The following is a 26,407-nucleotide window of genomic DNA, read 5'->3' as shown; positions in this document are numbered from 1 at the left end:
ATATGAAAGATCACTATCAAGTTCAGTCGCTTAACTACGGGAAAATTGAAACGCTTACGTATGGAAAACGAACGTTTCAATCTGCTATTAGAAAAGCGTCGACGGATGAATCTGTCTTTTTAAGTAAAGTAGGGCTAGCAGGTGATGAACAAGCGTACAAAGATCATGGAGGAGTGGACAAGGCTCTGTGCTTGTATCCTTATGATCACTACGATTACTGGAATAATATAATTCAAAACCCCGTTAAAACCGCTTTGTTTGGTGAAAACATCACAAGTGTTGGATTAACAGAAAAAAATGCGCATATCGGAGACGTATTTGCGTTTGGTGAGTCTATTATTCAAGTATCTGAACCTAGAAATCCTTGTTACAAGCTTGCTGCAAAATATGAAGTGCCTGATATCGTTGTGAAAATGAGAGACACGGGCTATACAGGATTTTTATTTCGCGTTTTAAAAGAAGGCATCGTCTCAGTACAAGATGACTTGATCCTTCTTGAAAAAGACCCGAAAGAAGTGTCCGTCTCGACAGTTAATGATGTGAAATTTAAAGACCGGTTTAATAAAGAGAAGCTGGATAGAGTTTTGCAAGCAGAGGCATTGTCCACTAGTTTAAGAGAAGTCTTATTGAAGCAATTTCGTTCTGAATAATAGTGAAGGTGGAGTTACTGCTTCATATGGAAATGAAGTTGTTAAAAGATACGACGATAAAAAATAAAGTGATAAAGCTAACTGTACTAAGTTAGCTTTATCACTTTATGGCGTTTTTCAATACGTTTTTCGATTTTCTCGATTGCTTTTTTATCTTTTAATAATGCTTGTTTATTTTCTTTTACTAGTTCTTCAAATGATTTTTTCTGTTTAAACAAACTAACACTTCTTTCTCACTATCGTGTTTTTGAATGATGAGGGGGTATGGTTATTTATCCTCGGCATTAAAATGAAATGACTTCTCAGACTTTGCGATAACGACCGTAGCTAAAGAGTTTCCTACGACATTTAATGCTGAACGGCCCATGTCTACAAAGAAATCCACTGCTAATAATAAAGCGACTCCTTCTGCAGGTAAGCCAATTTCTTTAGCCGTAGCTAACAGTACAACGATGACAGCTGAAGGGACGCCTGCTAATCCTTTCGTCATAAGCATTAATAAACCAATAATCACAATAATTTGTTCAAGACTAAGAGGCAGGTTATATACATTGGCAAGAAAGATAATCGCTACACTTATATAGATGCTAGCTCCATCTAGGTTAAAAGAATAGCCGGTTGGTAATACAAAAGAAGTGACAGAACGTGACACTCCGAACTTTTCTAATCGATGAATGAGCAGCGGCATAGAAGCCTCTGAGCTGCGCGTTGTAAACGTTAATAAAATTAAATCTCCGGTTCTTTTTAATAGTTCCTTATAAGGGATACGGAAGATAAGTGCGATAATAGGAAATACAACAAATGCCGTAACGGCAAAAGATAAATACGTAATACCTACAAATTGACCTAAAGAAAGCAAGCTGCCAATCCCGTATTTAGCCACGCTAAAAGAGATAAATCCAAATACGCCAACTGGGGCAAATGATACCGCATATTCTACTACTTTAAACATAGCTTGTAGCCATGCTTCAAAAAATGTAATAACCGGCTTCGCTTTATCTTCAAGTGATGTAAGAGCTAACCCTACAAAAATACCAAAGAAGATAATCGGCAACAGCTTTCCTTGTGCCATTGCTTCTACAATATTGCTTGGAATAATACTTAAGAAAAACTCTCCAAAGTCGATGCCTTTTGCTAGGTTTCCTAATGAAGAAGTATCCACTGCACCTACATGCATATGTCCACCTACATTTGTTACTTTCGCAATGAGTATTCCTAATATAATTAATACTGTAGTCACAATCTCAAAATAGAGAAGGGTTTTAAACGCGACTCGTCCTAGCCTTTTTGTATCATGCATCCCTGTGATTCCTAATACAATCAATGGGAAAACAAGAGGGACAATAACCATTTGAATAAGCTGGATAAAAGCCTTTCCTAATATTTCTAACTTCAAACCGACTTCTTTACTAAAGTAGCCAACGATCAATCCAAGAATTAATCCAATAATTACTTTTAATCCTAAATTAAGCTTAAATCTATTTTTTGTAGCCATCTGTCCAATTCTCCTTGTAGTGTAGTATTGTTTTTGTTTTAGTAACCTTTGAGAATTAGACAAGTACACATACTATTATTATGCTTATTCACTATCGAAAGTGCGTTCACCTTAAATACCTCCTTAAAATATCTTTTTACATACTAAAACAATTATTCCTATAAGTAAAGTATGGATTTTGTTTATTCTTTGGGTTTTTATCTAAAATTACTGAGTTTACTTCTAAAAAAAGTAATATAAATAAAGGCGAAAAAAGCATAAAAACCCTAATTTGATAGGGTTTTTATGCTTTTAATAATGAACAATAAAATGATGGAGATATCATACCTTATAATTCTTATAAAAATACTATAAATTATATTTTATATATGGTATTATGTTTACAGAATTTAAAGGAGTGTGTATGATGCCGTTTAGTTATGTTTCTCACTTATATTGTCCTAAATGTAAAAAAGAATATAGTCCGAAAGAAAAACATCAATTATGTGAATGTGGCTCACCGCTATTGGTAGCGTATGATTTAGAGAGATTGAAAGGTAACCTGACTCCAGAAGATGTTCAAAGCAGGGAACCAAATTTATGGAGATATCATGAGCTGCTTCCAGTAGAAGATCCTAAAAACGTCGTTTCCTTAGGCGAAGGGATGACTCCGCTTATAAAAATGCCTAAGCTAGGTAAAGAAATGAACATTCAAAACTTATATATGAAAGATGAAGGCATTATTCCAACGGGATCATTTAAAGCTAGAGGTGCCGCTGTAGGTGTGTCAAAAGCAAAAGAACTTGGCGTTGAACAGTTAGCGATGCCTACAAATGGGAACGCGGGAGCTGCTTGGTCGCTTTATTCGTCACGAGCTGACATAAAAGCAACCGTTGTCATGCCAAAAGATGCGCCTGTTATTACACGAAATGAGTGTGCTGTCGCGGGAGCTGACCTTTACTTAGTAGATGGACTCATCAGTGATGCGGGTAAAATTGTCGGTGAAGCTATTAAAGCCTGGGTCTTTATGACGCTTCTACGCTTAAAGAGCCGTACCGAATCGAAGGTAAAAAAACAATGGGCCTAGAAATTGCTGAACAGTTTTCTTGGAATCTTCCTGATGTGATTTTATATCCAACAGGAGGAGGCGTTGGCTTAATTGGAATCTATAAAGCGTTAAATGAATTAAAAGAGCTTGGCTGGATTAAAGGTGATCTTCCTCGTCTAGTAGCGGTACAAGCTGAAAACTGTGCGCCTATTGTAAAAGCATGGAATGAAAGAAAACAAGAATCTGAATTTTGGCCGGATTCTTCAACCATTGCCTTTGGGATTAACGTACCAAAAGCAATCGGAGACTTTCTTGTTTTAGAAGCCGTATACAACACAAATGGATGCGCAATTGCGGTCGACGAAGATAAAATTGTGGAGGAACAAAAAAAGGTTGCGCAGCTTGAAGGTTCGTTCATTTGTCCGGAAGGCGCTGCTACATTCTTAGCTGCACGCCGTTTAAGAGAAGAAGGATGGATCAAAGAAAACGAAACGGTTGTTGCTTTAAATACAGGGCTTGGAGTTAAATATCCAAACACGGTAGATATTGAAGTACCTATTTTAGAGCGAAATGGCAGCCTTACTAAAAAATAAAATAAGTGAAAAAAATAGATCTCCGTCTAAGCGGAGGTCTATTTTTTTATTCTATTGCAGATAAAACGTTTATTTAATGTAAAAAAATGTAATAAATGCGTATCTTTATGTTCAAAACTATACGGATGTATTTAGGTTTAAAGTTCGTCTTATGGGGTATCTAAGAGAAGAAAGAGGATATCTTTCTATCCGGAAAAATAGCTTGGTGAGGGAGTTGAGCAGGCATATTACGTAAATTGAATAATATGCCAAAAGGGGCACTGTAAACCAGCCTGCTTTTACAGTAGAAAACTTACTTGAAGCCACGAATGATTATAGGGAGAAAGGAGTTGAATTTCTATCCCTCGAACCCCATCCAAATCTTAAAGTTTTATTCTATGGACCGAATCATCCATTGTTGAACTTGTTAGAACGAGCTTTATATTTATTTTTAAGGCTACATAATTTTTGTAATAGAAGCAGTGTATTTATTACAAAAAATAAAGCTTATATCTAATGGGTTGTAACAATAATTGTAAGATAACCTGAGTGGAAATTGCTACCAAGCGCATTGTAAACCAGATGCACTATCTTTAACGGGAATTTACTATTTCAGCGACTGTAATTTCATCGAAAACGTTCCCTGTTTTAGGAAAAATCCGTTCTTTTAGCAGCGATTAATTGTACGTTGAAATAAAAAAAGTTTATTTTGGTTCTAATTAATTTATTTATTAGCGTTCCTTCCTCAGCTTTTTCTGGCTTCAAACCCTTTAGCCATAACCTTTTTTAATATTTAACATCACATGAATAGTTTTCGTTTTTTACTCAAAAATAAGTAGTGTTCCAAGACAGTTACGTGTGAAATACAGTAAGTCAGATTTGACTTTACTACTCAGTCTTGTATAATCGTATACCGCGGAGGTGACGTGATGAAATGAAGTTTAATAAGAAAAAAATTAACGTCGTAGATATTGACAAAGCTAAAAAAAGCGTCTTTGCTACAGGAGTAGGAAACGCGATGGAATGGTTTGACTTTGGCTTGTATTCATATTTAGCCGTAATTATTAGTCAAAACTTTTTTAGCGCAGTTGAAAATGATCAGCTCAAATTAGTGTTCACATTTGCCACATTTGCGATTGCCTTTTTAATGCGTCCATTAGGCGGTGTTATATTCGGTAAAATCGGGGACAAGTTAGGAAGGAAAGTCGTTTTAACCACCACCATTATTTTAATGGCCTTTTCCACATTACTCATTGGGTTGTTACCTACATATGATCAAATCGGTATATGGGCACCCATCCTTTTATTAATTGCACGAATCATTCAAGGTTTTTCAACTGGTGGTGAATATGCTGGTGCGATGGTGTATATTGCAGAATCGTCTCCAGATAATAAGCGAAATGTACTTGGAAGTGGACTAGAGATCGGTACACTTGTTGGTTATATTCTTGCTTCACTACTAGCTAGCTTACTGTTTTTTGTTCTGTCGGATAAACAGATGGCCTCATGGGGCTGGAGAATTCCCTTCTTATTAGGATTACCTTTAGGACTTATTGGTTTTTATTTACGAAGAAGTTTAGGGGAAACACCTATTTTTGAAAATGAACTTTCCAACGAAGACGAAGTTGAAGAAGAAAGCTTCCTCTCTATTTTAAAAAATCACAAAAAAGATGTGTTTGTTTGTTTCGTAGCCGTGGCTTTCTTTAACATTACAAACTATATGCTATTATCGTACATGCCTTCTTATTTAAATGAAATTATTGGCTTATCAAACACAGTGGGTACGGTATTAATTACGGCAGTTATGATTTTAATGGTGCCGCTTGCGCTTATGTTTGGAAAACTGAGCGACAAAATCGGAAACAAGAAAGTTTTCTTAATCGGTTTAGGCGGATTGAGCTTACTGTCAGCCTTTTCGTTCTACTTAATCAACTTAAATGGTTTAGTATTTGTTTCAATCGGTATTCTTATTCTAGGTGTTTTACTTGCTACGTATGAAGGAACAATGCCAGGAACGCTGCCAACAATGTTCTACACAGATATTCGCTACCGAACATTAGCAATCACGTTTAATGTTTCAGTTTCTATTTTTGGAGGAACGACGCCATTAGTTGCGACATGGTTAGTTCACGCAACAGGCAATCACTTGGCTCCAGCGTTCTATCTAACGATTGTGAGTATCATTGGATTTTTCGTAATCTTGTTCCTGTTTGCGAACACGGCAGGAAAATCACTCAAAGGTTCATACCCAACGGTTGCTTCTAAATCTGAATACAATGAAGCAGTTGAAAATCCAAAAGATTCATTATGGTGGCACACAGAGCAAACAGAAAAATAAGTTGAATAACAAGCTGCTGTGCAGCATATGAATAAAAAAAGAGCCTTTTTCTTGTATAGATTTACAAAGAGAAGGCTCTTTTTTATCGTTCGACGATTTATTCCATTTCCTGTATTTGCTATCCGCGGTTCCGTATGTTACGATTAAATTAATTATTTTTGTTCGGTATAGGATTGAGAGAAGAGAAATCTCTTCAATAGAATTTTTTATCTTAAGATAGTATGGTTGGACAAGGGTAGTAATACAACCGTGGAGTATTCCACACCAGGAGGCACTATTATGGAACAAGGTACAGTGAAATGGTTTAATGCAGACAAAGGCTTCGGCTTCATCGAAGTTGAAGGCGGAGACGATGTATTCGTACATTTCAGCTCTATTCAAGGTGAAGGCTTTAAATCGTTAGAAGAAGGTCAAAAAGTAACGTTTGACATTGAACAAGGTCAACGCGGAGCACAAGCTGCTAACGTTCATAAAGTAGCATAATTAATACCAAGTAAAAAGACTCCACATAGGGGTCTTTTTACTTGGTATTTTAATAATTAAAAAAGAAATGATTTTAAAAAGGTTACTTTAAACATAAGTATAGACATTGAAGATAGAAAGCTAGTAAAGAAGAGCTACCTATATCCTGTGTCGTAAATAAATAGAAAAGAATACCTTATAGCTATAGAATGATATGCTTTAGGAGTAGGTATACGTAAGGTATCAAAAATAACTAACCTTCGCTGGACTAGCCGTTGGAAAAGGCTGCTGACTATCAGAATACTGATAAAGTCAAATATAAGATGCAAATTATATTTCCCGATAAATAAAGTTGAAAATTTGCTTGTTTTTGATATGAGAGAGGATGAAGGATATGAGTATAAGCTTATTTGCTAATGGAGAAACGGTAAGTATAAAAGCATCTAATGAAATAGTGATCATTTTAAAAAGTCATTATGTGAAAAACATGAAAAGATATTCTTATACAGTTGATAAATATCCCAGTACATTTTTCTTTGAAGAAGAGTTAATGAAACACGAATCATAATTATTCATGAAGAAATATTGATTTATAGTTTGGATTTTGTCTATACTATGCTATACTGAATTTACCATTTGTATTACCGATTACTATTTTTGTATTAATAAGCCCTATTCCTCAGTGGATAGGGTTTTATTATTACATTTCAAGGAAATGAAAAAGACAGACTCCGTAGAGTCTGTCTTTTTGTATTTATGATGGATTACGCTTTTTGAACGTTAGAAGCTTGAGGGCCGCGTTGACCTTGTTCTACGTCAAATGTAACTGCTTGACCTTCGTCTAAAGATTTGAAGCCTTCGCTTTGGATTGCTGAGAAATGTACGAATACATCGTCTCCGTTTTCGCGTTCGATGAATCCAAAACCTTTTTCTGCGTTAAACCATTTTACTTTACCTTGTTCCATAATTGTTGCCTCCTAGTGTGACACGCACACATTGTGTTACTATCCTTGCTCAAATCTACAGACGAAAGTTCTTAAACTTATCAATCTTTACCGAACAAAAATAATTCTTCTTAAACTTAACAGAAATAGGGACTTATTGCAAGGATAGAGTCTGTAAAGCTAGAAGTTCTCCTTTATCCATGTTTGCACTATGTGAACTAAAAAACGATACGTAAGCCTCCTTAGTTCAAATAAAGAGAATGTTTGTGGTACACTTAAATAGTAAAAAACATTTAAAAGCGAGGAATTATATGAACACAACTAAAAAACACCACAGGCCTAAGCGGCTGAAAATTGCTTTCCGAGCACTAATGGTCATTATCGGAGGGATTATTGCAGCTTACGGCTTAGAAACTGTCTTAATTCCAAACCACGTCTCAGATGGAGGGGTAACAGGCATTAGTATCGTTGCTTCAAACCTATTTGGCTTGCCATTAGGAGTTCTAATTGCCGTTATTAACATTCCTTTTGTATGGTTAGGGTATCAACAAATCGGGAAAAGTTTTGCTGTATTTTCCATCCTCGGAATCGTCTCACTAGCTGTCGGTACAAGCCTCATGCATCACACTCCAGCGATTATTGAAGGAGATACACTACTCGTAACCGTTGTCGGCGGTATTATCCTTGGTTTTGGAATGGGAATTGCACTGCGTAATGGCGGCGCGCTAGACGGCATCGATATGCTGGCCGTGCTGCTTTCTCGAAAATTGCCGTTTGGAACAAGTGATCTTATTTTGTTCTTAAATGCATTTGTGTTTATTTTTGTTTCATTAGTATTTGGTTTGCAAGGCGCGATTCTTTCTGCAATTGCATACTTTATTGCATCCAAAGTTATTCACATCGTAGAGGTAGGATTAAGCGGATCGAAAACCTTCCAGATTATCACTGCTCAGCCCGCAATAATGGTAGAGACAATACGTGATCGTTTAGGTCGAAGCGCTACATACAAAGAAGCTTACGGCGGTTATTCTCATGAAAAATTCAAGGAAATCACATGCGTAATCAACCGTTTGGAAGAAAGTAAAATGAAAGAAATTATCAATGAAATTGACCCAACGGCTTTTGTTACGGTATATGACGTAGCGGAAGTTAAAGGCGGTAATTTCAGAAAGAATAATATTCACTAAGTTCACAATTCACTACATTTGTACAAACACTCTACAATACTCCACTTTTAGGTTGGAGTGTAGAGATAAGAAAAGCAGCGTGATTCTTGCATCCGCTGCTTCTTTTGTATCGTAAAATCCACTTGCAAGAAGCCGCCTGTTGGATAGCTCATTTGCTTAGCGGAGTTTTTTTAAAACCAGATACTTTTGAAAAAATGAAACGGTCAGAATGAAGCCGGATAGGGTACCTGCATACATTAACGTAATGATTTTTCCTTTGTGTGTCTTCTTTAAAAATTTGACAACAGCGCTCCATATTATAATAGAAGAAATTGTTACTGGGAAAAGCCACATACAACTTCTTCCTTCGTTAAACAGCAGCCTCAGATAGCCTACGTGTACCATATGTATTTGTGTTAACTTTCCTCTCGTGCTTTACCTAACAAAGCTAACAGAAAAAATCTCTGAACATAAAAGAACAGAGATTCAACAGAATGATGATTCTTATATAATACAAAGGATGACTTTTCCTGTCTCAGAAAGGTCATCTTTATCGTACCATCAGCAAGGACTCGGCGCTGTGCGTTTTCTCACAGCAGAGGAAGAAAAAATCTGCTATTGTATAGAGGTCGGAGTAAACTTTCTTAATTATGTGCGCTTCTTTCATATGTATCGAACCTGCTGACAAGATCAGCAGGTTTTTTTATATTACCAGCTAGCTATCATCTTCAAGGGAGCAAGAGCCGTTAATCTTTATAGCCAAATAGACTTTACACCATTTTACCCATACGTAAAATAGGTTAAAATAAAGAGGTGAGGCATGGAGAGAAAAGAGTTAAACAAGAGGTGAGTAACATTATAATCACAATTTATCTTACAGGGTTATAACGGTGATTATACTAAATGGTGAACGTTGAAAGGGGATACATAGTTTTGAACACAAAATATCTAGATTTACTTGCACAAAAGTATGATACGGAAGAAAAAGTGGTAACCGAAATTATTAACCTTGAAGCTATTCTTCATCTGCCAAAGGGGACCGAACATTTTGTCAGTGATTTACACGGCGAATATCAAGCCTTTCAGCACGTGCTGCGAAATGGCTCAGGAAATGTAAAAGAGAAAATCAAAGACCTTTTTAAAAATGTATTATCTGACAAAGAAATCAATGAATTTGCGACATTAGTGTATTATCCTGAAGAAAAATTACCGTTGATTAAAGCGCAGTTTCGAAACAAAAAGGAACTCTATCAATGGTATACAGAAATCATTGATCGTATGCTTAATCTTATTTCGTACGCTTCTTCTAAATACACGCGTTCTAAACTGCGTAAAGCATTGCCAAATCAATTTGTGTACATTATTGAAGAGCTGCTATACAAAACGGATGAATTTACAAATAAAGAACAGTACTATACAAAGATTGTTCAGCAGATTATTTCTCTGGGACAAGCCGATAAGCTTATTATAGGGCTTGCTTATACGACGCAAAGATTGGTTGTGGACCACCTGCACGTAGTGGGGGATATTTATGACCGGGGACCTGAACCGGATAAAATTATGGATACGCTGATTAACTATCACTCCGTTGATATTCAGTGGGGAAATCACGATGTGCTATGGCTAGGCGCTTTTGCGGGTTCGAAAGTGTGTCTCGCCAATATTATTCGTATCTGCGCGAGATACGACAATCTAGATATTATTGAAGACGTATATGGCATTAACCTGAGACCGCTGCTTAACTTGGCGGAGAAATATTATGATGATAATCCTGCTTTTAGACCAAAAGTAAGCTCGAGTGACAAACTATCCGATCACGAGCGACTACAAATTACGAAAATTCACCAGGCCATTGCGATGATTCAGTTCAAGCTTGAAAGTCCGATTATCAAAAGACGTCCTTTCTTTAATATGTCAGAAAGGCTGTTGCTTGAAAAAATTGATTATGATAAAAATGAAATTACGATATACGGAAACACGTATCCGCTAGAAAACAGCTGCTTTGCAACGGTTAACCCCGAGCAGCCTGATCAGCTATTAGAAGAAGAAGAGCAGGTAATGGAAAGACTGCTGCTTTCTGTACAGCACTCAGAAAAGCTGGCGAGACATATGAAGTTTCTGATGAAAAAAGGCAGCCTATACTTGAAATATAACGGAAACTTATTAATACACGGCTGCATTCCTTTAGATGAAGAAGGAAACATGGAAAAAATGACGATAGAAGATAAAACGTATGCAGGCCGTAACTTGCTTGATGTGTTTGAACATTATTTACAAGAGGCTTTTGCACATCCTGAAGAAACGGATGATTTGGCAACAGATATGGTCTGGTACCTATGGACAGGAGAATATTCATCACTCTTTGGGAAACGCGCCATGACGACGTTTGAACGATATTTTATCAGTGATAAAACAACGCATAAAGAGAAGAAGAATCCATACTACTATTTACGGGAAAATGAGGAAGTCTGCCAAAACATCCTCGCAGAATTTAATTTGAATCCTGATCATGGTCATATTATTAATGGTCATACGCCAGTCAAAGAAATCGAAGGAGAAAATCCGGTCAAAGCAAATGGAAAGATGATTGTTATTGACGGCGGTTTTTCAAAAGCGTATCAATCCACAACAGGTATCGCTGGATACACGTTGTTATATAATTCTTACGGCATGCAGCTAGTTGCGCACAAACACTTTAATTCAAAAGAAGATATTTTATTAGAAGGAACGGACGTTTTATCCGTAAAACGATTGGTCGACAAAGAACTAGAAAGAAAGATGGTTCTAGAAACAAACGTCGGAGAAGAATTATTAAAAGAAATTTCTATTTTAAAAGATTTACGAAAGTATCGCTATAGTTAAAAATAAGAAAAGAGCAGGACGCCTAAAGGCTCCTGCTCTTTTTTACACCGTCATTTCCCAGCTCGACATTTCCAGCCAGTGCTCTTGTTCACGATAGTCAGGCATGATTTTCCCGACAAGACGCCAAAAGGATCGATCATGATTCATGTGAACCATATGGCACATTTCATGAACGACTACGTAATCAATGACGTGCTGAGGTGCCATTGCCAGCCGCCAGTTAAAGGTTAGCTGACGATTAGAATCACACGTGCCCCACGCTTTTTTGCTATCGGAAATCGAGATGGATCGCGGCTTTGTTTTAAAATGTTTTTGATAGGAGGAGATACTCTTAGTTACTAGCGCTTTACATCTTTGATAGTAAAAGCGTTTGAGCGCTTGTTTTATCGCTTCATCGTCGTGCTGATTGACATAAATCTGAAGCGTGTCCGCTTCAAACACTACAGAATCCTTTGTAATAGTCGAATCGTGATGAATCTGTATCGGATAGTTTTTTCCTACATACAAAAAGCTTTCTCCGTGTTCATAGACTTTTTTCTTTGGTCCATGCGTTCTATCTTTCATTTCATTTATTTTTTGCTGAATCAATGCCCAGTTGTTCTCTAGTACCGAAAGTACTTGTTCAGTAGACGTCCCTCTAGGAGCAAGGACTTCGACCGTTCCGTATCCGTCGACTTTGATCGCAAAAGAACTTCGGTTTTTATATCGTATTTCATAATGGATACTCTGATTTGAAAAAGTGTGTATCATGTTATCCTCTATATTGTACAGTTAAGCCTCTTAGGAATTTTCGAGCAAAATTCTCTTTGCACGGTTTGTAATTTTTGTGGCCTTTTTTTCGTAATAAAGCACCTAATTCTGCTTTAGATACACGTATTCCGCCGTCATCAAATACTTCTAACATCTCTTCACTTGTTAGAGATAAAGCAATTTTCACTTTCTTTAATAAGACGTTATACATATTTTGATTACTCTGAACCGGTGCTGGAGGTGCTTGCCCTGGTTTAGGGTCTTGTTTTCCTCTTTTAAAGGTAATAAAACCGTTTAAAAAAGAATCTAACATGCTGTTACTGCACGAGATGTGCTCGTCGGCGTGAACTGCATCCTCGTCTTCTTCGTCCGGTGTTCTCGTAAGGATTTTTAATACGTCTTCTTTTGTTACGTCTACTCCGCCAAGATTAAAGATCTCTACCATTTCTGTATTTTTTAAATCCAAGGCATATCGTAATCTAATTAAAATATCGTTATTATCCATTCTTGCTCCTCCTATAACTTGCTTGCTGTATGTAAAAATCATGACTGCCACAATCTGAACGGACTTGGTCAATATCAGTACAATTATAGTAACAGGCTCCGCTGGAATTCTAAGTTATTCCATTCATTTCTACAAACATATAACTTCTCATATTTATCAGCCTTCGTCAACTCTTGAAAAAGAACGATTTGCTCATATTATGCCCGAACAGCCTCTTTACCATAACAAAAATTAGGCGCCGCAGTCTGCTAAAGGAAGCAGAGGCAGCTTTATTTTTTAAGAACGCATAGGACAATTTTTAAAGTTGGCGAACCCCTGTATGCTGCTAAAATGATATACCTTACTAAATAAATAGTTTTACGTATTTATTAAGTGTGTAATTAGGAGTATGATAGTAGTAAAAAAAGAAAGAGGTCAACAAATGAATTCAACATACTCACCAAGAGAATCAACCAAAATCAAAGCTTTATCCATGCATGCGCTTTTTATTGCACTGACGTTTGTAGCGACAATGTTTATCAACATAAAGCTTCCAATCATGGGTAACGGAGGCCTCATCCATTTAGGCAACGTTCCTCTTTTTATAGCAGCCTTTATTTACGGCAAAAAAACAGGAGCCATCGCAGGGGCTTTTGGGATGGGGTTATTCGATCTGATCTCCGGCTGGACAGCATGGGCGCCGTTTACGTTTATTATCGTAGGGGCCATGGGCTTTTTAGCAGGTCTTATATCTGAAAAAGCACCTGGTAAAAGAGCACTTGTGAACACGCTGGCAGTTGTTGCTGCGCTGATTGTAAAAATCGTAGGCTACTATTTTGCCGAAGTGATTCTTTACGGTAACTGGATCCTTCCGCTTGGCTCTATACCAGGCAATGTGATGCAAGTTGTTATAGCAGGTATCATCGTCGTTCCGCTTGTAGGGCGCTTAAAGAACAGAGCGGTACAAATTTAATCCGTCAATCGTAAGTCGTTTTACCATTATCCTATCCTTAAGTGATATACTTGATAGATATTCATCAAGTGAAAGGAGCGGAAAACACCATGAAATATCTAAAATCACAGATGAAGCAGCTCATTAAAGACAATCAGGAACTGCAAGGTAAGCTGAATGGACTGATGAAAGAGCACAGCCTTGAAAAAAACTTTGCTCTTAAAGCTCTGTACCATGCAGAAGTGGCTGAAGGCGGGAAATATCAGCTTGCCTATCAAGCATTAGACGCACCGAAAAAGTAATGGCCTTATTGCTCATTCGTATAGTTCTTCATTATAAAAAGGCAGCCAAATCGCGTATTTGGCTGCCTTTTGTAGCAAATAGAATGACGCACAATCATCTTGGTGTTTGTACAACTTCTTTTGAACTGCTTAACTCTAGATAAATAGGGTATGTAAAAATTAAAGCTAGCTATCGTTCTAATCATATAAGAAAAGAGGAAAATAGCGATGACCATATCTGCTTTAGAACAAGCAAAAGTAGAGTTACCGAATGGAGAAATAATCAATTACCGAATGAAAAAAGGCGGAAAAGAGGTGCTTTTGTTAATTCACGGAAACATGAATTCTTCCCTTAACTGGGATGTGTTGATGAACGAACTTCCAGAACATATCACAGCTTATGCGCTTGATTTAAGGGGATTTGGAGAATCCACTTACTATACACCTATCCACACAATCAAAGACTTATCAGATGACGTCAAACTGTTTGCAGATGCTTTGAAGTTGTCTGCTTTTACAATAAGCGGGTGGTCATTAGGAGGAGCAGTTGCTATGCAATATGTGATTGATCATCCGAATGATGCCAAAAATTTAATTCTATTAAGCTCCGTCAACATCAAAGGCTATCCCATTCCAAGAAGAACGTTTCTAGAACTGCCTATCCCTAACAATTTTATCCAAACCAAAGAAGAAGTAAAAGAAGCATTTAGAATGGTAGAAAACGCGAAAGAAACAAAAAACACATGGTTTTTAAAAATGATGCTGCGTCAATTTTTATATACAAAAAATAAGCCGTCTGCTGATCAATTTGAAAAGTATTTAGAAGGAACGATCAAGCAGCGCAACTTAATTGATATCAATTACGCACTCATGAGATTTAATATTTCAAACGATTTTAATGGTGTTGTTCAAGGGACAGGAGAGGTGCCAAAAATCACGATTCCTACTATGGTTATTCAAGGAGATGAAGATAAGATGGTTTCGACAAGAGATGCATCTGACATCGCAAAAGGCATAGGGGAAAATGCAACGTTGAAAATCATGAAAGGTGTAGGCCACTGCCCGTTGTTAGATGATTTAAGCAGTTTAATGGACTTATACAACGCTAATTTAAGCAGAGTTTAGGAAAATTGCGATTCTCCTTAGTAACAGAAGTTTTATTATTGCTAGATGCAGCATGTTCTAAATCTACACAAGCAAAATGGGCTGCTTACAAAAGAGATACTGTGAGATGAAACAAGCATGCTATCTTTTGAGGAAACTGACAGCGAGCAAATAAAACCACTACAAAAAACGTAAGGTCTTTTTAAAGAGGCTTACGTTTTTTTAAATGCACTCAAAGTATTCAATTCTGTTTTTCAAAATGAAGAAACAGGTTGGTAATCCATTTTGATAGCAGTATCACACCGAGATAAAATACAAATAAATGACCGTAAGTAGCCCATTCATGCAGCTGGAAAAAGCCAATCCCTGTTAATAACGGTTTGAAAATAAAAGCAAAAAATAAACAAAGAGTCGTTGCATATAAATAGTAATTTTTATGATGGTTGATTGTCCATTGATAAAGAAGCATAAAAGAGACAGGAATAAGCGAAGCATCTAGGCTAAAGCTTACGGGTATGATTGTGTTGATTTGGTAAGGATACGTCCACAGCCCGTTATAAACTCCAGCGGTGTCACTATAGTGAAACCAAACGTGCACGTTAAATCCATAAAACCCTAAGTGAAAGGCTTTTTTTCGATCAATAAAAAAATAGAGAATGACTAAAGGTAAAATAAAAGCGCCCAAGGTCACCCAAAACTGCCAAGAGCCTGGAGTGGAGTAGTGATGCCAATATTCAGCCCACGTTTTGGAGAGATCTTCCTGTATACTATGTATTTTTTCAAGATATTCTTTTTGATTGGTTGTCAACGTGATCCATCCTTTTTAAGTAAGAAAAGTTTTTTATTTTTAAATTGCCCTTTTCTTAAGGTTTGGATACCTTTCCCTGTTGAGTTGTTTGTATTTTTCTGCACGTCCATTTTAACTGGCCTTTATGCTAAAATAGGAAGTATAAAAAGGAAAAAGAAGGGAACGTATGGATAGTTCTATTTTAAACATAGTGATAGCGGTTTTTTCTATGATGACCGGGTTAATCATCCTTTCTTTATCTCGATCATTATCCGATGAATCAATGAAGCGGGTTCGGATTAGAGGGCTTCTTATCCCCATGTACTGGATAGCTAAAGGATGCTTTGGCGTATCGTTTGAGCGATTTGCACGTAAAACGATGTATGTATTCGGTTTTATCTGCATGCTTACGTCGATTTTGCTGCTCGGAGAGGCCGTTTATCAGCTAATTATCTAAAAAGCAGTTAAAGTAACTGCTTTTTTCCATTTTTATGAAACTTTTAGCGCGTTTTTTACGTATAAAAGGTATCAATAAAATAGTAGCAACAAGGAGTGATTTTTTGTCTGAAGAAAAGAAAAAGACAGATTATCTAGGGGTAGGATTAGGTTTAGGTGTTGCAATGGGGGCTTCTCTTGGAATGTTGATGGATAATATCGGGTTTGGTATTGCGATTGGGACATCATTAGGCGTTGTTTTTGGAACGACGATGAATCAAAGAAACAAAAAAGAATAAAGTTCTCAAGAAAGGAGTAGAGAATGAAATATTTTGACGAAGCAAAAGAACTATGGTTAAACTATGTTCCGAGAAATGGGCAGTCAGATATCGTAGAAGGCGAGGTCATCCGAGCCATTGAAAAGCTTCGCTGTGAAGCTCAAGGCAACGGAAATGCCAATTGGGACGGCGGATTTGAGATGCTAGTGCTATATATACTAGACGTATTAAATGACCCGGACGTATTCAGCTCAGCTATGTTAGCCGAAATAAAAGCCGATGTTCACACCTTGCTCACTTCGGCAGAAGATCCGTATTTAGAAGACGACGTATACGATCGTTTGACGGACCGCGTCATTGAGTGGCATATAGCCAAAGGCGGACCTATCAAACGAGAAAGAAATCCTCAATTGTATAGATAAACGTGAGAAATGAGCTGTTTTAAACAAGCTCTTCTTTTTTTGAGTTCCTGGAGCTTTATTTAACCAACAGCTATCTAATTGCATCATGTGCTAAATAAATACATGTAAAAAATCGGCGGTTTACATCGCACCAGTGTAGCATAAACTTCTTAAAAAATCGATTCATAAATGGTTAAATGTTTGCTGACCTCCATAAAAAGTTCATAACTGACGCTGTTGCAAACGCGTATAGTATTATATCTTTTACTAAATAAGAGATAAAGGAGAAGCGCCGATGTATATTCCAAAGTATTTTAAAGTGAATGATGAACAAATCATGTATGATTTTATTGAAGATAATGGATTCGCCACTTTGTTTTCGTATCATAACGAAAAGCCTTATGCTACTCATTTGCCCCTGATGTTAAACCGGAAAGAAAAAGCTTTATACGGACATTTTGCTCGTCCGAATCAGCAGTGGAAAGATGCTGAAAATCAAGAAATTTTGATTGTGTTTCAAGGGCCTCACTGCTATATTTCACCGTCTTGGTATGAAACGAATCAAGCTGTACCAACATGGAATTATGAAGCTGTTCACGTGTATGGAACGATGAAAATGATTGAAGAACCAGCAGAACTGCTTGGGCTGCTGAGCAAGATGGTAACGAAGTATGAAAGCCCGAAGAGTACATATACACTAAGTGACGTTGATCCTGCTTATATGAATGGTTTAAGTAAAGGAATCGTTGGATTTAAAATCGATATCACTAAAATGGAAGGCAAACAAAAGATAAGTCAAAATCATTCAGCAGAGAGACAGCAGCTAGTTATAGAAAATTTAGAGCAGACGCCTCGTGAAAATGAAAAGAAAATTGCGGAGCTGATGAAACAAAATGTGCAGCGTGCGCTTAAAAAATAAGCGCTGGTTGAAAAAGTGATCTATTCGTTAGTTTAAATCCAAAAAGAAACTGAATATATTTTTAGTTTCTTTTTTTATGTCCACAGTAATTTTCTTGTTATTGACAAACTGGCTGTACATCCTTTAAAATTATCTTTAATTAAAGATAATTAAATTAAAGATAATTTTAGTGAAAGTTAAAAAATTTATATATTATGAAAAGAGGCGGAGCAGATGGAATTGTTAGGGTTGCATCATGTATCTATTTTGACGGGGAAAGCTGAGAAAAACTATCAGTTTTTCACCAAAGTTTTAGGCATGCGATTAGTAAAAAAAACGGTGAATCAAGATAACACGCAGTCTTACCACTTGTTTTATGCAGATGGAGAAGGGACGCCAGGAACGGAAGTAACGTTTTTTGATATTCCGGGGCTTGCAAGAACGCATCAAGGTGCATCTGACATTTCGACTGTGTCGCTTCGCGTTAAAAGTACGGATTCTTTACACTTTTGGAAAGAGCGCTTCGAACAGTACGGAGTGGAATATGAAGAAACAGCTAAACGAGCTAATCGTGATACGTTAGCATTTAAAGATTATGAAGGTACACGTTTGCTTCTTGTCGCGGATAACGGCGAAAAAGGGGTAAGAGCAGGCGTGCCGTGGAAGCGTGAAGACATTCCGTTAGAACATGCGATTATCGGTTTAGGACCTGTCACGCTAACGGTGGGCACGGCAGAACCAACTGTTGACGTACTAACGAACATTATGGGATTTCGCTACGTGGGTTCTTATCCATCTCTTGCAGGAGATCATAGAGATATTTTGGTTTATGCAACAGGTGAAGGCGGAAGCGGAGCCGAAGTTCATATTGAAACGAGACCTGATTTGCCGAAAGTTCGCTTAGGGCGCGGTGGCGTTCATCACGTTGCCTTCCGTGTTCCAAATGAAGAAGAATACAATAAGTGGGCAAGTCGATTAGATGAAAACAGTCTGCCGAATTCTGGTAAAGTAGAACGATACTATTTCAAAGCACTTTACTTCAGAGAACCAAACGGCATTTTATTTGAATTATCAACGGACACACCTGGATTTGCGACCGATGAACCGCTTGAAACGATGGGCCAAACATTAGCGCTGCCGCCATTTTTAGAGCCGAAGCGCAAAGAAATCGAAGAGAAGCTGAGACCTCTAGATTTGGACGAAACACTATAAGGTTTGCAGCGATTAAGACATGAAAAAACTCCAGTGTTTATACTGGAGTTTTTTGGGTTAACACTCATCGTGGCAGAAATTGAAACCACATGCACCAATGATAATGAGTAAAATAAACAGTACGATGATAATGGCAAAACCACTACCTCTGTGGCAAGGAACGCTATATCCACATTCCATATATCCATAGTCCGGCATTGTGTATCCGCAGTGTGGAATCATATGGTCATAAGCAGGAGCAGCGTAGCCGTGGTGAGCCATAGCAGGTGAGAACGGCATATTTTCATTAGAACTAAAAGGTGCGTTTACGTTATTATGCATTTTGATATCTTCCCTTCATTTATAAAACTTTTATAAAGCTTTGATAACTTATTCATATGTTCCAAGGTCCTCATATGAAGCTTATTCACAGCCCAATTATGGTTAATTAACTATATTTTATGGTGAATGGAAATGAAGCAGTGAGTTTTACGGTGTTTGTGGCCTTATAAGTTATGTCAGAAGGGAAGGGGTTTACCTGTTTTTGATTGCGTACCGCTGTTTCTAGAGTGGTTATGATGAACGTTTTGATTTTCTTAATTCTATATCGTATACGTACCCAAGCTTTCGGTGGTTCATAACGTCTTCAGGGGTTGTATTCCAAGGATACATCGGATCTCTAAAGTTTTGACCAAATGGCCCGTTTTTCATCGGCTGATAGTTTTGATCGCGATGAACAATTTGCCATACAGACCAAATACGATCCACATTTGCGTGGTGTAAAAAGAAGACAGGATCATTCGGAGCAGTAGGGACAACGCCCATCTGTCCGCCAACCCAACGGTGTACGCGATTGTGAAGCTGCGGCCCGTTAATAAATCCTTCAAGCTGATTACGAAAGCTGTTTTGGCTGGTCATATCCCAAGGCGGCGTGTCATATTGAGTTATTTTTAAAGCATTGAGAACATCATCTCGAGTAGGGAGTGTGGGTGCCTCTTTCGTTGCTCCAAAATTACGTTTTAGCCCTCCGGAAGGATTTCCTTGTTCATCGATCGTCGTCCAGCGCCCAGCTGCAAATGGCCCGGTATCGACGATAAAATCCTTTTTGGGATTTCCGTTTCCGCCCATAAAATCTGCGCTCCAAATTGGTGATTGTGATGGATCCTGCAGCTGTGCATCCGTTTCCCATTCCCAATAAGGAAGGGTTACTTCTGGATTGACCGACTGGAGGTCACGTTCGAATCGTAAAAGGTATTCACGATGCCACGGTAAAAAAGCAGAGCTCATATGTGCTGCATTTCGATCGCTGCCCGGAGGCGTATGAAATTTACCTGCTGCACCATGCCAGGCTATATAGCGGTCATATATTCCTTTTTCCTTTAGTATTAGCACGGCACGAATAAAATCTCTTTTTTCGGTGTCTGTAAGATGTAATACGTTTTTTCTGACTCTGTACTTGTTACTCATTTTTTAACCTCTTTCTAAAAAAGAAGCAAGGGGCTGTTTCTTTTTTATATTCAGAATATGTCCAAGAGGTAAAAATGCTACTGTAAATTTAAAGAGACTTTTTTAAAGGTGTAAATTATAAATAGAGGTAAAATCAAAAAAAGCAGGCATGGGCCTGCTTTTATTCACTGCATTATTATTAATGACCAATTGGATACATGGTCGTTACGCTGTAGTCGTAGTCTTTGCCTCTGTAGTCGGTATACACAACTCTAACTTCTTGGTTTAAAGAACTAATATACTTTTCTTTAACGTAGTTGCCAGATTTATTGTTGGTGCCGTCTTCACCTTCGTTGATGACTTCTTCAGCAATAGACATCGCTTGTTTTTCATTTAAATACTTGCTGAACTGACTTTTACCTTGGTAATTGTCAACGCCTGGTTTTTGCATATGCGCGACAATGTGGCAATATCCGTATTTATCATTTCCTTCTTGTAAGACAAGTTCTTTGCCGGTAAATAACCTATCGCTTTGAGTCTCAGCTGAGCATTCGTTGCTTGATGTAGTGTCCGATGTACTGCTTAACGTGCTGCTTGAGTTTTCATGCTGCTGAATGAGGGAAATAGGCGAATTGTTGGTAAATACAGCGATGAGGGCAATCACAAGTGCTACAATGGTGTATAGTATTTTGCTGTTTTTAAAAAAATCCATTCCTTTATGCGTCTCCTTTTTGAATCAACGTTAAAATCAAATCGACTTTCTTTTCTAGCTGATCAATTAAGTTTTGTTTTACTTGTTCTGATTGTAATAAAGCGCTTCTTAGTTCGTCCATATCTTTTTGCATATACGCTCGATTTTCTTTTTCTTGCTGCAGCTCTTTTTGAAGAGCGTGTATCGTGGACAGCAATTCTTTATCTTGGTTCATTTCTGCGTTCACCGCCTCTGTGTTGATAAAAAGCAACTTATGCCCACTATATAAAATACCACTATCTCTGCTGTAAATCGACTATTTGGATAGGAAATGAGTCCTCCCGGGTGAGGTTTTAGCAGGATATTGCTAGTTGAGAGGAGAATAGTATGGTGGTTTACCGTAGATAGATAAGCTGCGCAGAAAAGAGGGAAGAAAATGTTTCCGGAATTAGAGACAAAACGGCTGATATTAAGAAAAATTGTAGAAAATGATGCGGGTGAGATTTTAGAATGCTTTTCTGATGAAGAGGTACTGCGCTATTACGGGCAAAAATCTTTAGAATCGATCCACCAAGTGAAGGAGATCATTAAGAATTTTTCCAAAGGCTACGAAGAAAAGCAGTTGATTAAATGGGGGATTCAGCTAAAAGAAAACGAAAAGCTGATTGGCACAATAGGATTTCAAGAGTGGTCTTCAGAGCATAAAAAAGCAAATATAAGCTATGCTCTTTTTCCGGAGTATTGGAACAAAGGATACGCAACGGAAGCCGTTCATGAAGCGATTTCTTATGGCTTCAACGAACTTCAATACAATCGTATAGGAGCGATTGTATTTACGCAAAATAGTGGATCTATCTCCTTGTTAAGCAAAGTAGGATTTAAAAAAGAAGGGACGTTAAGAGAGTACCTGTACCAAAACAATATCCCGTTTGATACATATGTTTATTCGCTGCTGCGCCGGGAAGCAAAGATATAATTATAAGCACAAAAAAGGAACATGGGGAGATGTTCCTTTTTTTTGTGCTTACTTTTTTATTAGAACGTACGTGCAGCTTCTTTAGCGCGAGCAATACCGTCTTCTTTAATTTCTTGCGCTTTATCTGGCATTGCAGCCTGTCCTTCTACAAATAGGCTTCCGATAGAAGGAACCCCGAAGAAGTTCATCATAATGCGCATATAGCGGTGACCCATTTCTAGTTCACCAGCAGGGCCGCGAGAGTAAATACCGCCGTTTGCTTGAATATGATACGCTTTTTTATCTGTTAATAGACCTACAGAACCTTCTGCTGTATACTTAAATGATTTTCCAGCTACTGCTACAGCATCTAAGTATGCTTTCATCACTGGAGGGAATGAGAAGTTCCACATTGGTGTAACAAATACATATTTGTCCGCTTGAGCAAATTGGTCACTTAACTCGTTTAAGCGAGCAACTTTGCGCTGTTCTTCAGAAGTAAGTGCATCAAATTCTGCGCCGCTTCCAAGTTTTCCCCATCCGCTGAATACATCACCGTCGATGTGAGGGATGTGCTCTTGATATAAGTTAACGTGAACAATCTCATCCGTTGGGTTTACTTCTTTATACTCATTAATAAATGCATCTCCCGCAGCCATACTGAATGATTGCGTAGCATCGTTAGGGTTTGCTGTAATATATAATACTTTTGCCATAATTCTTTTCACCTTTCTGTCTTCAATATATAAATGTTGTTTCATGAATTAAAGATAATATGTTCGAAAACATCTACTACGTTATTAATAGTAACTTACGTAACAAATTTAGTCAAAGGTTTTTTATTGGGTTTTATCATGTTCACAAACTTTTTTTAGGATGTTACGCTTTGGGGTTTTACGGATAACCCCTTTAAAAACAAGGGTTTATTTCGTTTTGAAGCGTGGTTTGAACGCGATTCTTTTAGAAGAAATATCTTTTTTGAAGATAAATAATTAAAAAATGAGAAAGGGAAATCATATATTTTTGTTACGTACGTTATTAATAGTAACAGAAAATAACAGCGTTTCATCTTTTCTTTCAACCTATTTTCAGCGTGAAACGAGCAGGAAGGTATAATTATTTCAAGGGAAATATAAGGGAGGGAACAGTAAAGAAAAAGACCTCGATCTGCTTCGAGGTCTTTTTGATTCTTCTTGAGTTTAAAACGTTTTGGCCATAGAATGCGCTTTTTGGATGGCGTCTTCTTTGATTTGCGGAACTTGATCCGGAAACTTTACTTGGCCTTCAATAATAATGCTTTCAAACGCTTCGATGCCAAAGAAGTCCATCATAATCTCTAAATAGCGATGTCCCATTTCTCTTGCCATTTCAGGGCCTTCTGAATACACGTCTCCACGGGATTGGATGTGAAGCGCTTTTTTTCCTTTCAGTAAGCCTTGAGCGCCTTCTTTTGTATATGTAAAGGTTTTACCTGACACGGTAATCGCATCAATATACGTTTTCATAATCGCAGGAACGGAAAAATTCCACATTGGCGTAACAAAAATATATTTGTCAGCGAGTACGAACTGTCCGCCTAACTCAGCTAATCGTCCTACTTTTAATCGTTCATCCGTTGATAGATCTTGGATGGAAGAGTGAGAACGAAGCTTTTTCCATCCGTTAAATACGTCTGCATCTAAGTATGGAATATCTGCTTGATATAAATCTAAATGAACCACATCATCTTCTGGATGTGTTTGCTTATACACGTCAATAAATTCTTTCCCTACAGCCATGCTAAGCGATTCGTCTTCAGCTAAAGGGTGTGCAGTAATATAGAGAACATTTGCCATGATGCTCATCCTTTCTATGGAGTAGTTTTATTAATCTTGGACCCAGCTTTCTGCCCACTGACTAATCGGTCCTAATATTTTACCTAACTCTGTTCCTTTTTGAGTCAGCGAATATTCAGAACGAATAGGGCGGTCCGGAATGACATTTCGGACAACAATTCCGTGGTCTTCAAGCTCTTTAATCCGTTCTGTCAACAGCCTTCTGCTTAAGGCTGGTATACTTTCATTTAATTCACTAAAGCGTTTGGGACCGCTCATCAGCACATAAATGATTAATCCTGTCCACTTCTTGCCAATCAGTTCGAAACTTTTTTCTACTTTAGGTTGAATATCTTTTGGTTCGTCCATATTACGTATCCTCCTTCAAACAATATGGATGAAAAATAACTTATGCATTTATTGTAACAGAAAAAGCGTAAAAACATGTGGAAACTTTGGGTGAAGCAGGGTGAAATGAATAAATTCACTAATGTTTGTACCTTGCTTTTTGTTTTATAAAAACTTTTCACACATAGGCTTGTCACAACATACGATGTACGAATTCTCTTTAAGAAAAGGTGGTATGGTCATGGCAGGAGTTATTAACATCTGTAACACGAGAATTAATGGTATGGCAAGAAACGGATCGATGAATTTTGGAGAAGTTCTTCACAACGGACACACAGCGGATGTTAAATCTGTTGGAATCAACTCAACCTATGGAGACGTTTCAGCTGCTTGTGCGCGAATGAAAAATACAAATATGGATGCAGATATATTTGATCAAACGGCTGTTGCGAATATTGATGGGGTATATGGAAATCAGCTATAAAAGGGAGCTGCTTATAACACATGAAGTTGTAAGCAGCTTTTTTATGCTGAGAAGTAGAACACTTATTTATGATAAGAGAATATGTTTCTAATTCAATAGAATGATCTACCAAAGTTCCCGAATCTGTTATATACGCCTTTTCTAAAAAAAAATATATATTGTACAAGCACCCCGTCATTTATTGAATAGTATATAGAGGAAAAACAAAGAAAGGATGATTAAAATAGACTTGTATGATTCCTATTACAACCGTTCCGATGGAAAATACTATATTAAAAAGAAAAAAAAGAGTCCAAATCCCTTAAAAGAGACCAAAAATAAAATAAATAAAGCAGACCATTCATTATATAGTATGAGTATAAAAAATAATCATAAACAACCTATTAAAGTGAGTATTATTATGCCTACTTATAATAAATACCACCAAACCTCTCTTTCGCTTTACGGTTTATCCAAACAAACGTTTCCCCACGCTCAGTATGAAGTCATTCTAGTGGATGACGCTTCTTCTGACAACACACCTAACATTGTAAAAGAAGCTGATGTCCCTTTTAAATTTAAATATATTCGCATGAAAAAAAATAAAGGGCGCTCATCTGTGCGCAATATAGGAATTAACCATGCTGAAGGAGAGGTTTTAATCTTTTTAGACGGAGAGATGCTGGCGCCTCCTGCTTTTGTTGAAAATCACTATAAACATCATATGCATAAATCCAATCTTGTCGTTACCGGAGCTATGCATTATGAAGGAGTCTACACATTTATTATGCCAGACTATAATGAAGATCAAGTGGCCCACTTAAAAGAACTAGTAGGCAGTGATCCTGAGTATAGAAGATTGTATGAAAACTATGAACAGACGAGGCAGCATTCAAACGTTCCTTATCCTCTTGTAACAAAAGAAGACATTGATACAAACCGTTTTCAACGTTTATCATTTCCTAATCGCTATTTCCTTAACAGCGGGCTAAAACATTTCGGAGAGCGACTTGAAGGATTTACACTACCTTATATTGCATTTTTAAGTGGAAATGTATCAGTACGAAAAGGGAATTTAAAAAAATCTGGTCTTTTTGATGAAACGTTTGTTGGCTACGGGGCAGAAGACTGGGAGCTTGGATATCGTTTATATAAAAATGGTGCACAATTTGTTTTAGATCCTTCAACAGTTGCTTATCATCAGGAACATGGGATATCGAAGCGAAAAGTGAAAGAACAGTGGGGCAATCACTATCGTTTTGTGAAAAAACATCCGAATATAGACGTTCTTATTCTATCTCTCGAATGGAAAGAGCTTCCGTTTATGCATATGCATAAAACATTAGTTGAATATAAAGCGCTGGAGCAGCGTTTTCCTGATGAATATAAGGAATTTAAACATGCTTTTCGCGTCATGCTGTTTAGAATCATTGAATATTTAAATAGTGGACAGCCCGTGACGAAACTTTACGATCTCCCAGGAGGATCAGATGAAAGAATAAAAATTATTCAGCAGTTCGAAACACTGCGCCCTCGTGGATTTGACTACTTGGCGAGTTCTTTTGAACAAATCTATTACCTATAGCGCTATTACATGCAGAAAAAGATATAAC

Annotated in this window: 30 protein-coding genes and 1 pseudogene; 18 read left to right on the top strand and 13 right to left on the bottom strand. The window is 37.4% G+C overall.

The window, feature by feature from the left end; translation table 11 throughout:
• Nucleotides 1–2 precede the first annotated feature (2 nt).
• Nucleotides 3–650, top strand: a complete 648-nt coding sequence (locus ACO1DI_RS01835) for an MOSC domain-containing protein (protein ID WP_116741609.1) — start codon at nucleotides 3–5, stop codon at nucleotides 648–650.
• An 86-nt stretch (nucleotides 651–736) separates the two neighbouring features.
• On the opposite strand, the gene ACO1DI_RS01830 is transcribed toward ACO1DI_RS01835, so the two are convergent.
• Entirely contained in the window at nucleotides 737–868 is a 132-nt protein-coding gene (locus ACO1DI_RS01830) for an FbpB family small basic protein (RefSeq protein ID WP_116741607.1), read from the bottom strand.
• 50 nt (nucleotides 869–918) lie between these two features.
• Nucleotides 919–2,145, bottom strand: coding sequence for a dicarboxylate/amino acid:cation symporter (locus ACO1DI_RS01825; RefSeq protein WP_423145003.1), 1,227 nt, complete (start codon nucleotides 2,143–2,145; stop codon nucleotides 919–921).
• A gap of 376 nt (nucleotides 2,146–2,521) precedes the next feature.
• On the opposite strand from ACO1DI_RS01825, the pseudogene ACO1DI_RS01820 reads away from it, so the two are divergent.
• The 4 genes and pseudogenes from ACO1DI_RS01820 to ACO1DI_RS01805 all read left to right on the top strand — a co-directional run bounded on the left by ACO1DI_RS01820 (nucleotide 2,522) and on the right by ACO1DI_RS01805 (nucleotide 7,112).
• Nucleotides 2,522–3,765: pseudogene (locus tag ACO1DI_RS01820) on the top strand (threonine synthase).
• A gap of 913 nt (nucleotides 3,766–4,678) precedes the next feature.
• A complete protein-coding gene (locus tag ACO1DI_RS01815; protein ID WP_014459098.1) occupies nucleotides 4,679–6,082 on the top strand; it encodes an MFS transporter in 1,404 nt (467 codons plus the stop codon).
• Between the two features lie 279 nt (nucleotides 6,083–6,361).
• Nucleotides 6,362–6,565: a cold-shock protein gene (locus ACO1DI_RS01810; RefSeq protein ID WP_014459099.1), complete on the top strand. Its 204-nt coding sequence runs from the start codon at nucleotides 6,362–6,364 to the stop codon at nucleotides 6,563–6,565.
• 373 nt (nucleotides 6,566–6,938) lie between these two features.
• Nucleotides 6,939–7,112, top strand: a complete 174-nt coding sequence (locus ACO1DI_RS01805) for a hypothetical protein (protein WP_014459100.1) — start codon at nucleotides 6,939–6,941, stop codon at nucleotides 7,110–7,112.
• 196 nt (nucleotides 7,113–7,308) lie between these two features.
• Here ACO1DI_RS01805 and ACO1DI_RS01800 read toward each other — a convergent pair whose 3' ends face one another.
• Nucleotides 7,309–7,509: a cold-shock protein gene (locus ACO1DI_RS01800; RefSeq protein WP_013058096.1), complete on the bottom strand. Its 201-nt coding sequence runs from the start codon at nucleotides 7,507–7,509 to the stop codon at nucleotides 7,309–7,311.
• 290 nt (nucleotides 7,510–7,799) lie between these two features.
• Between ACO1DI_RS01800 and ACO1DI_RS01795 the strand changes: the two genes are divergently transcribed.
• Nucleotides 7,800–8,675, top strand: a complete 876-nt coding sequence (locus ACO1DI_RS01795; RefSeq protein ID WP_042992011.1) for a YitT family protein — start codon at nucleotides 7,800–7,802, stop codon at nucleotides 8,673–8,675.
• A 912-nt stretch (nucleotides 8,676–9,587) separates the two neighbouring features.
• The gene (gene fbp, locus ACO1DI_RS01790) at nucleotides 9,588–11,516 is read left to right on the top strand and encodes a fructose-1,6-bisphosphatase (RefSeq protein ID WP_042992012.1); all 1,929 of its coding nucleotides are present in this window, start codon (nucleotides 9,588–9,590) and stop codon (nucleotides 11,514–11,516) included.
• A 42-nt stretch (nucleotides 11,517–11,558) separates the two neighbouring features.
• Here fbp and ACO1DI_RS01785 read toward each other — a convergent pair whose 3' ends face one another.
• Nucleotides 11,559–12,266: a M48 family metallopeptidase gene (locus ACO1DI_RS01785; RefSeq protein WP_208733151.1), complete on the bottom strand. Its 708-nt coding sequence runs from the start codon at nucleotides 12,264–12,266 to the stop codon at nucleotides 11,559–11,561.
• A 1-nt stretch (nucleotide 12,267) separates the two neighbouring features.
• A complete protein-coding gene (locus ACO1DI_RS01780; protein ID WP_014459104.1) occupies nucleotides 12,268–12,771 on the bottom strand; it encodes a DUF1456 family protein in 504 nt (167 codons plus the stop codon).
• Nucleotides 12,772–13,192: 421 nt separating this feature from the next.
• Between ACO1DI_RS01780 and ACO1DI_RS01775 the strand changes: the two genes are divergently transcribed.
• The 3 genes from ACO1DI_RS01775 to ACO1DI_RS01765 all read left to right on the top strand — a co-directional run bounded on the left by ACO1DI_RS01775 (nucleotide 13,193) and on the right by ACO1DI_RS01765 (nucleotide 15,108).
• Nucleotides 13,193–13,723: an ECF transporter S component gene (locus ACO1DI_RS01775; RefSeq protein WP_028414615.1), complete on the top strand. Its 531-nt coding sequence runs from the start codon at nucleotides 13,193–13,195 to the stop codon at nucleotides 13,721–13,723.
• Between the two features lie 89 nt (nucleotides 13,724–13,812).
• A complete protein-coding gene (locus ACO1DI_RS01770; RefSeq protein WP_013058089.1) occupies nucleotides 13,813–14,004 on the top strand; it encodes a hypothetical protein in 192 nt (63 codons plus the stop codon).
• A 207-nt stretch (nucleotides 14,005–14,211) separates the two neighbouring features.
• The gene (locus tag ACO1DI_RS01765) at nucleotides 14,212–15,108 is read left to right on the top strand and encodes an alpha/beta fold hydrolase (protein WP_423145002.1); all 897 of its coding nucleotides are present in this window, start codon (nucleotides 14,212–14,214) and stop codon (nucleotides 15,106–15,108) included.
• A gap of 220 nt (nucleotides 15,109–15,328) precedes the next feature.
• Here ACO1DI_RS01765 and ACO1DI_RS01760 read toward each other — a convergent pair whose 3' ends face one another.
• A complete protein-coding gene (locus tag ACO1DI_RS01760; protein ID WP_182421029.1) occupies nucleotides 15,329–15,895 on the bottom strand; it encodes a CBO0543 family protein in 567 nt (188 codons plus the stop codon).
• 166 nt (nucleotides 15,896–16,061) lie between these two features.
• Between ACO1DI_RS01760 and ACO1DI_RS01755 the strand changes: the two genes are divergently transcribed.
• The 5 genes from ACO1DI_RS01755 to ACO1DI_RS01735 all read left to right on the top strand — a co-directional run bounded on the left by ACO1DI_RS01755 (nucleotide 16,062) and on the right by ACO1DI_RS01735 (nucleotide 19,098).
• On the top strand, nucleotides 16,062–16,331 hold the full coding sequence (locus ACO1DI_RS01755) for a hypothetical protein (protein WP_116741680.1): 270 nt from the start codon (nucleotides 16,062–16,064) through the stop codon (nucleotides 16,329–16,331).
• 34 nt (nucleotides 16,332–16,365) lie between these two features.
• Nucleotides 16,366–16,608 (top strand): hypothetical protein, encoded by a 243-nt coding sequence (locus tag ACO1DI_RS01750; protein ID WP_157774336.1) that lies wholly within the window; start codon nucleotides 16,366–16,368, stop codon nucleotides 16,606–16,608.
• Between the two features lie 23 nt (nucleotides 16,609–16,631).
• Nucleotides 16,632–17,009 (top strand): hypothetical protein, encoded by a 378-nt coding sequence (locus ACO1DI_RS01745; RefSeq protein WP_014459112.1) that lies wholly within the window; start codon nucleotides 16,632–16,634, stop codon nucleotides 17,007–17,009.
• A gap of 274 nt (nucleotides 17,010–17,283) precedes the next feature.
• A complete protein-coding gene (locus tag ACO1DI_RS01740) occupies nucleotides 17,284–17,907 on the top strand; it encodes an FMN-binding negative transcriptional regulator (RefSeq protein ID WP_014459113.1) in 624 nt (207 codons plus the stop codon).
• 213 nt (nucleotides 17,908–18,120) lie between these two features.
• A complete protein-coding gene (locus ACO1DI_RS01735) occupies nucleotides 18,121–19,098 on the top strand; it encodes a ring-cleaving dioxygenase (RefSeq protein WP_423145001.1) in 978 nt (325 codons plus the stop codon).
• Between the two features lie 57 nt (nucleotides 19,099–19,155).
• On the opposite strand, the gene ACO1DI_RS01730 is transcribed toward ACO1DI_RS01735, so the two are convergent.
• The 4 genes from ACO1DI_RS01730 to ACO1DI_RS01715 form a co-directional block, all read right to left on the bottom strand.
• Complete coding sequence (locus ACO1DI_RS01730; protein WP_098112416.1) at nucleotides 19,156–19,419, bottom strand: YjcZ family sporulation protein; 264 nt, start codon at nucleotides 19,417–19,419, stop codon at nucleotides 19,156–19,158.
• A 231-nt stretch (nucleotides 19,420–19,650) separates the two neighbouring features.
• Nucleotides 19,651–20,544 (bottom strand): tyrosinase family protein, encoded by an 894-nt coding sequence (locus tag ACO1DI_RS01725; RefSeq protein WP_226701419.1) that lies wholly within the window; start codon nucleotides 20,542–20,544, stop codon nucleotides 19,651–19,653.
• Nucleotides 20,545–20,722: 178 nt separating this feature from the next.
• Nucleotides 20,723–21,235 (bottom strand): hypothetical protein, encoded by a 513-nt coding sequence (locus ACO1DI_RS01720; protein WP_423145000.1) that lies wholly within the window; start codon nucleotides 21,233–21,235, stop codon nucleotides 20,723–20,725.
• Between the two features lie 4 nt (nucleotides 21,236–21,239).
• Nucleotides 21,240–21,461, bottom strand: a complete 222-nt coding sequence (locus ACO1DI_RS01715) for a hypothetical protein (RefSeq protein ID WP_232217020.1) — start codon at nucleotides 21,459–21,461, stop codon at nucleotides 21,240–21,242.
• 189 nt (nucleotides 21,462–21,650) lie between these two features.
• On the opposite strand from ACO1DI_RS01715, the gene ACO1DI_RS01710 reads away from it, so the two are divergent.
• Complete coding sequence (locus tag ACO1DI_RS01710) at nucleotides 21,651–22,190, top strand: GNAT family N-acetyltransferase (protein ID WP_014459120.1); 540 nt, start codon at nucleotides 21,651–21,653, stop codon at nucleotides 22,188–22,190.
• Nucleotides 22,191–22,249: 59 nt separating this feature from the next.
• On the opposite strand, the gene ACO1DI_RS01705 is transcribed toward ACO1DI_RS01710, so the two are convergent.
• The 3 genes from ACO1DI_RS01705 to ACO1DI_RS01695 all read right to left on the bottom strand — a co-directional run bounded on the left by ACO1DI_RS01705 (nucleotide 22,250) and on the right by ACO1DI_RS01695 (nucleotide 24,352).
• Nucleotides 22,250–22,885: an FMN-dependent NADH-azoreductase gene (locus tag ACO1DI_RS01705; protein WP_014459121.1), complete on the bottom strand. Its 636-nt coding sequence runs from the start codon at nucleotides 22,883–22,885 to the stop codon at nucleotides 22,250–22,252.
• A 483-nt stretch (nucleotides 22,886–23,368) separates the two neighbouring features.
• Nucleotides 23,369–24,004, bottom strand: a complete 636-nt coding sequence (locus ACO1DI_RS01700; RefSeq protein WP_014459122.1) for an FMN-dependent NADH-azoreductase — start codon at nucleotides 24,002–24,004, stop codon at nucleotides 23,369–23,371.
• Between the two features lie 30 nt (nucleotides 24,005–24,034).
• Nucleotides 24,035–24,352 (bottom strand): winged helix-turn-helix transcriptional regulator, encoded by a 318-nt coding sequence (locus tag ACO1DI_RS01695; RefSeq protein WP_013058076.1) that lies wholly within the window; start codon nucleotides 24,350–24,352, stop codon nucleotides 24,035–24,037.
• A 220-nt stretch (nucleotides 24,353–24,572) separates the two neighbouring features.
• Between ACO1DI_RS01695 and ACO1DI_RS01690 the strand changes: the two genes are divergently transcribed.
• Together ACO1DI_RS01690 and ACO1DI_RS01685 are read left to right on the top strand one after the other, a co-directional pair.
• Complete coding sequence (locus ACO1DI_RS01690) at nucleotides 24,573–24,815, top strand: spore germination protein (protein ID WP_014459123.1); 243 nt, start codon at nucleotides 24,573–24,575, stop codon at nucleotides 24,813–24,815.
• Nucleotides 24,816–25,167: 352 nt separating this feature from the next.
• Nucleotides 25,168–26,379 (top strand): glycosyltransferase family 2 protein, encoded by a 1,212-nt coding sequence (locus tag ACO1DI_RS01685; protein ID WP_423144999.1) that lies wholly within the window; start codon nucleotides 25,168–25,170, stop codon nucleotides 26,377–26,379.
• Nucleotides 26,380–26,407 lie beyond the last annotated feature (28 nt).

This window comes from Priestia sp. 40 (genome assembly GCF_049368575.1).
Taxonomy (GTDB): domain Bacteria; phylum Bacillota; class Bacilli; order Bacillales; family Bacillaceae_H; genus Priestia; species Priestia zanthoxyli.
This window is presented reverse-complemented; position numbering and strand designations above follow the sequence as displayed.

Excerpts from the sequence above, each read along its gene's own strand:
- ACO1DI_RS01835 (WP_116741609.1), top strand. The coding sequence starts at position 3 with ATGAAAGATCACTATCAAGTTCAGTCGCTTAACTACGGGAAAATTGAA.
- ACO1DI_RS01825 (WP_423145003.1), bottom strand. The coding sequence starts at position 2,145 with ATGGCTACAAAAAATAGATTTAAGCTTAATTTAGGATTAAAAGTAATT.
- ACO1DI_RS01815 (WP_014459098.1), top strand. The coding sequence starts at position 4,679 with ATGAAGTTTAATAAGAAAAAAATTAACGTCGTAGATATTGACAAAGCT.
- ACO1DI_RS01810 (WP_014459099.1), top strand. The coding sequence starts at position 6,362 with ATGGAACAAGGTACAGTGAAATGGTTTAATGCAGACAAAGGCTTCGGC.
- ACO1DI_RS01805 (WP_014459100.1), top strand. The coding sequence starts at position 6,939 with ATGAGTATAAGCTTATTTGCTAATGGAGAAACGGTAAGTATAAAAGCA.
- ACO1DI_RS01800 (WP_013058096.1), bottom strand. The coding sequence starts at position 7,509 with ATGGAACAAGGTAAAGTAAAATGGTTTAACGCAGAAAAAGGTTTTGGA.
- ACO1DI_RS01795 (WP_042992011.1), top strand. The coding sequence starts at position 7,800 with ATGAACACAACTAAAAAACACCACAGGCCTAAGCGGCTGAAAATTGCT.
- ACO1DI_RS01785 (WP_208733151.1), bottom strand. The coding sequence starts at position 12,266 with ATGATACACACTTTTTCAAATCAGAGTATCCATTATGAAATACGATAT.
- ACO1DI_RS01780 (WP_014459104.1), bottom strand. The coding sequence starts at position 12,771 with ATGGATAATAACGATATTTTAATTAGATTACGATATGCCTTGGATTTA.
- ACO1DI_RS01775 (WP_028414615.1), top strand. The coding sequence starts at position 13,193 with ATGAATTCAACATACTCACCAAGAGAATCAACCAAAATCAAAGCTTTA.
- ACO1DI_RS01770 (WP_013058089.1), top strand. The coding sequence starts at position 13,813 with ATGAAATATCTAAAATCACAGATGAAGCAGCTCATTAAAGACAATCAG.
- ACO1DI_RS01765 (WP_423145002.1), top strand. The coding sequence starts at position 14,212 with ATGACCATATCTGCTTTAGAACAAGCAAAAGTAGAGTTACCGAATGGA.
- ACO1DI_RS01755 (WP_116741680.1), top strand. The coding sequence starts at position 16,062 with ATGGATAGTTCTATTTTAAACATAGTGATAGCGGTTTTTTCTATGATG.
- ACO1DI_RS01750 (WP_157774336.1), top strand. The coding sequence starts at position 16,366 with ATGAAACTTTTAGCGCGTTTTTTACGTATAAAAGGTATCAATAAAATA.
- ACO1DI_RS01745 (WP_014459112.1), top strand. The coding sequence starts at position 16,632 with ATGAAATATTTTGACGAAGCAAAAGAACTATGGTTAAACTATGTTCCG.
- ACO1DI_RS01740 (WP_014459113.1), top strand. The coding sequence starts at position 17,284 with ATGTATATTCCAAAGTATTTTAAAGTGAATGATGAACAAATCATGTAT.
- ACO1DI_RS01735 (WP_423145001.1), top strand. The coding sequence starts at position 18,121 with ATGGAATTGTTAGGGTTGCATCATGTATCTATTTTGACGGGGAAAGCT.
- ACO1DI_RS01730 (WP_098112416.1), bottom strand. The coding sequence starts at position 19,419 with ATGCATAATAACGTAAACGCACCTTTTAGTTCTAATGAAAATATGCCG.
- ACO1DI_RS01725 (WP_226701419.1), bottom strand. The coding sequence starts at position 20,544 with ATGAGTAACAAGTACAGAGTCAGAAAAAACGTATTACATCTTACAGAC.
- ACO1DI_RS01720 (WP_423145000.1), bottom strand. The coding sequence starts at position 21,235 with ATGGATTTTTTTAAAAACAGCAAAATACTATACACCATTGTAGCACTT.
- ACO1DI_RS01710 (WP_014459120.1), top strand. The coding sequence starts at position 21,651 with ATGTTTCCGGAATTAGAGACAAAACGGCTGATATTAAGAAAAATTGTA.
- ACO1DI_RS01705 (WP_014459121.1), bottom strand. The coding sequence starts at position 22,885 with ATGGCAAAAGTATTATATATTACAGCAAACCCTAACGATGCTACGCAA.
- ACO1DI_RS01700 (WP_014459122.1), bottom strand. The coding sequence starts at position 24,004 with ATGGCAAATGTTCTCTATATTACTGCACACCCTTTAGCTGAAGACGAA.
- ACO1DI_RS01695 (WP_013058076.1), bottom strand. The coding sequence starts at position 24,352 with ATGGACGAACCAAAAGATATTCAACCTAAAGTAGAAAAAAGTTTCGAA.
- ACO1DI_RS01690 (WP_014459123.1), top strand. The coding sequence starts at position 24,573 with ATGGCAGGAGTTATTAACATCTGTAACACGAGAATTAATGGTATGGCA.
- ACO1DI_RS01685 (WP_423144999.1), top strand. The coding sequence starts at position 25,168 with ATGAGTATAAAAAATAATCATAAACAACCTATTAAAGTGAGTATTATT.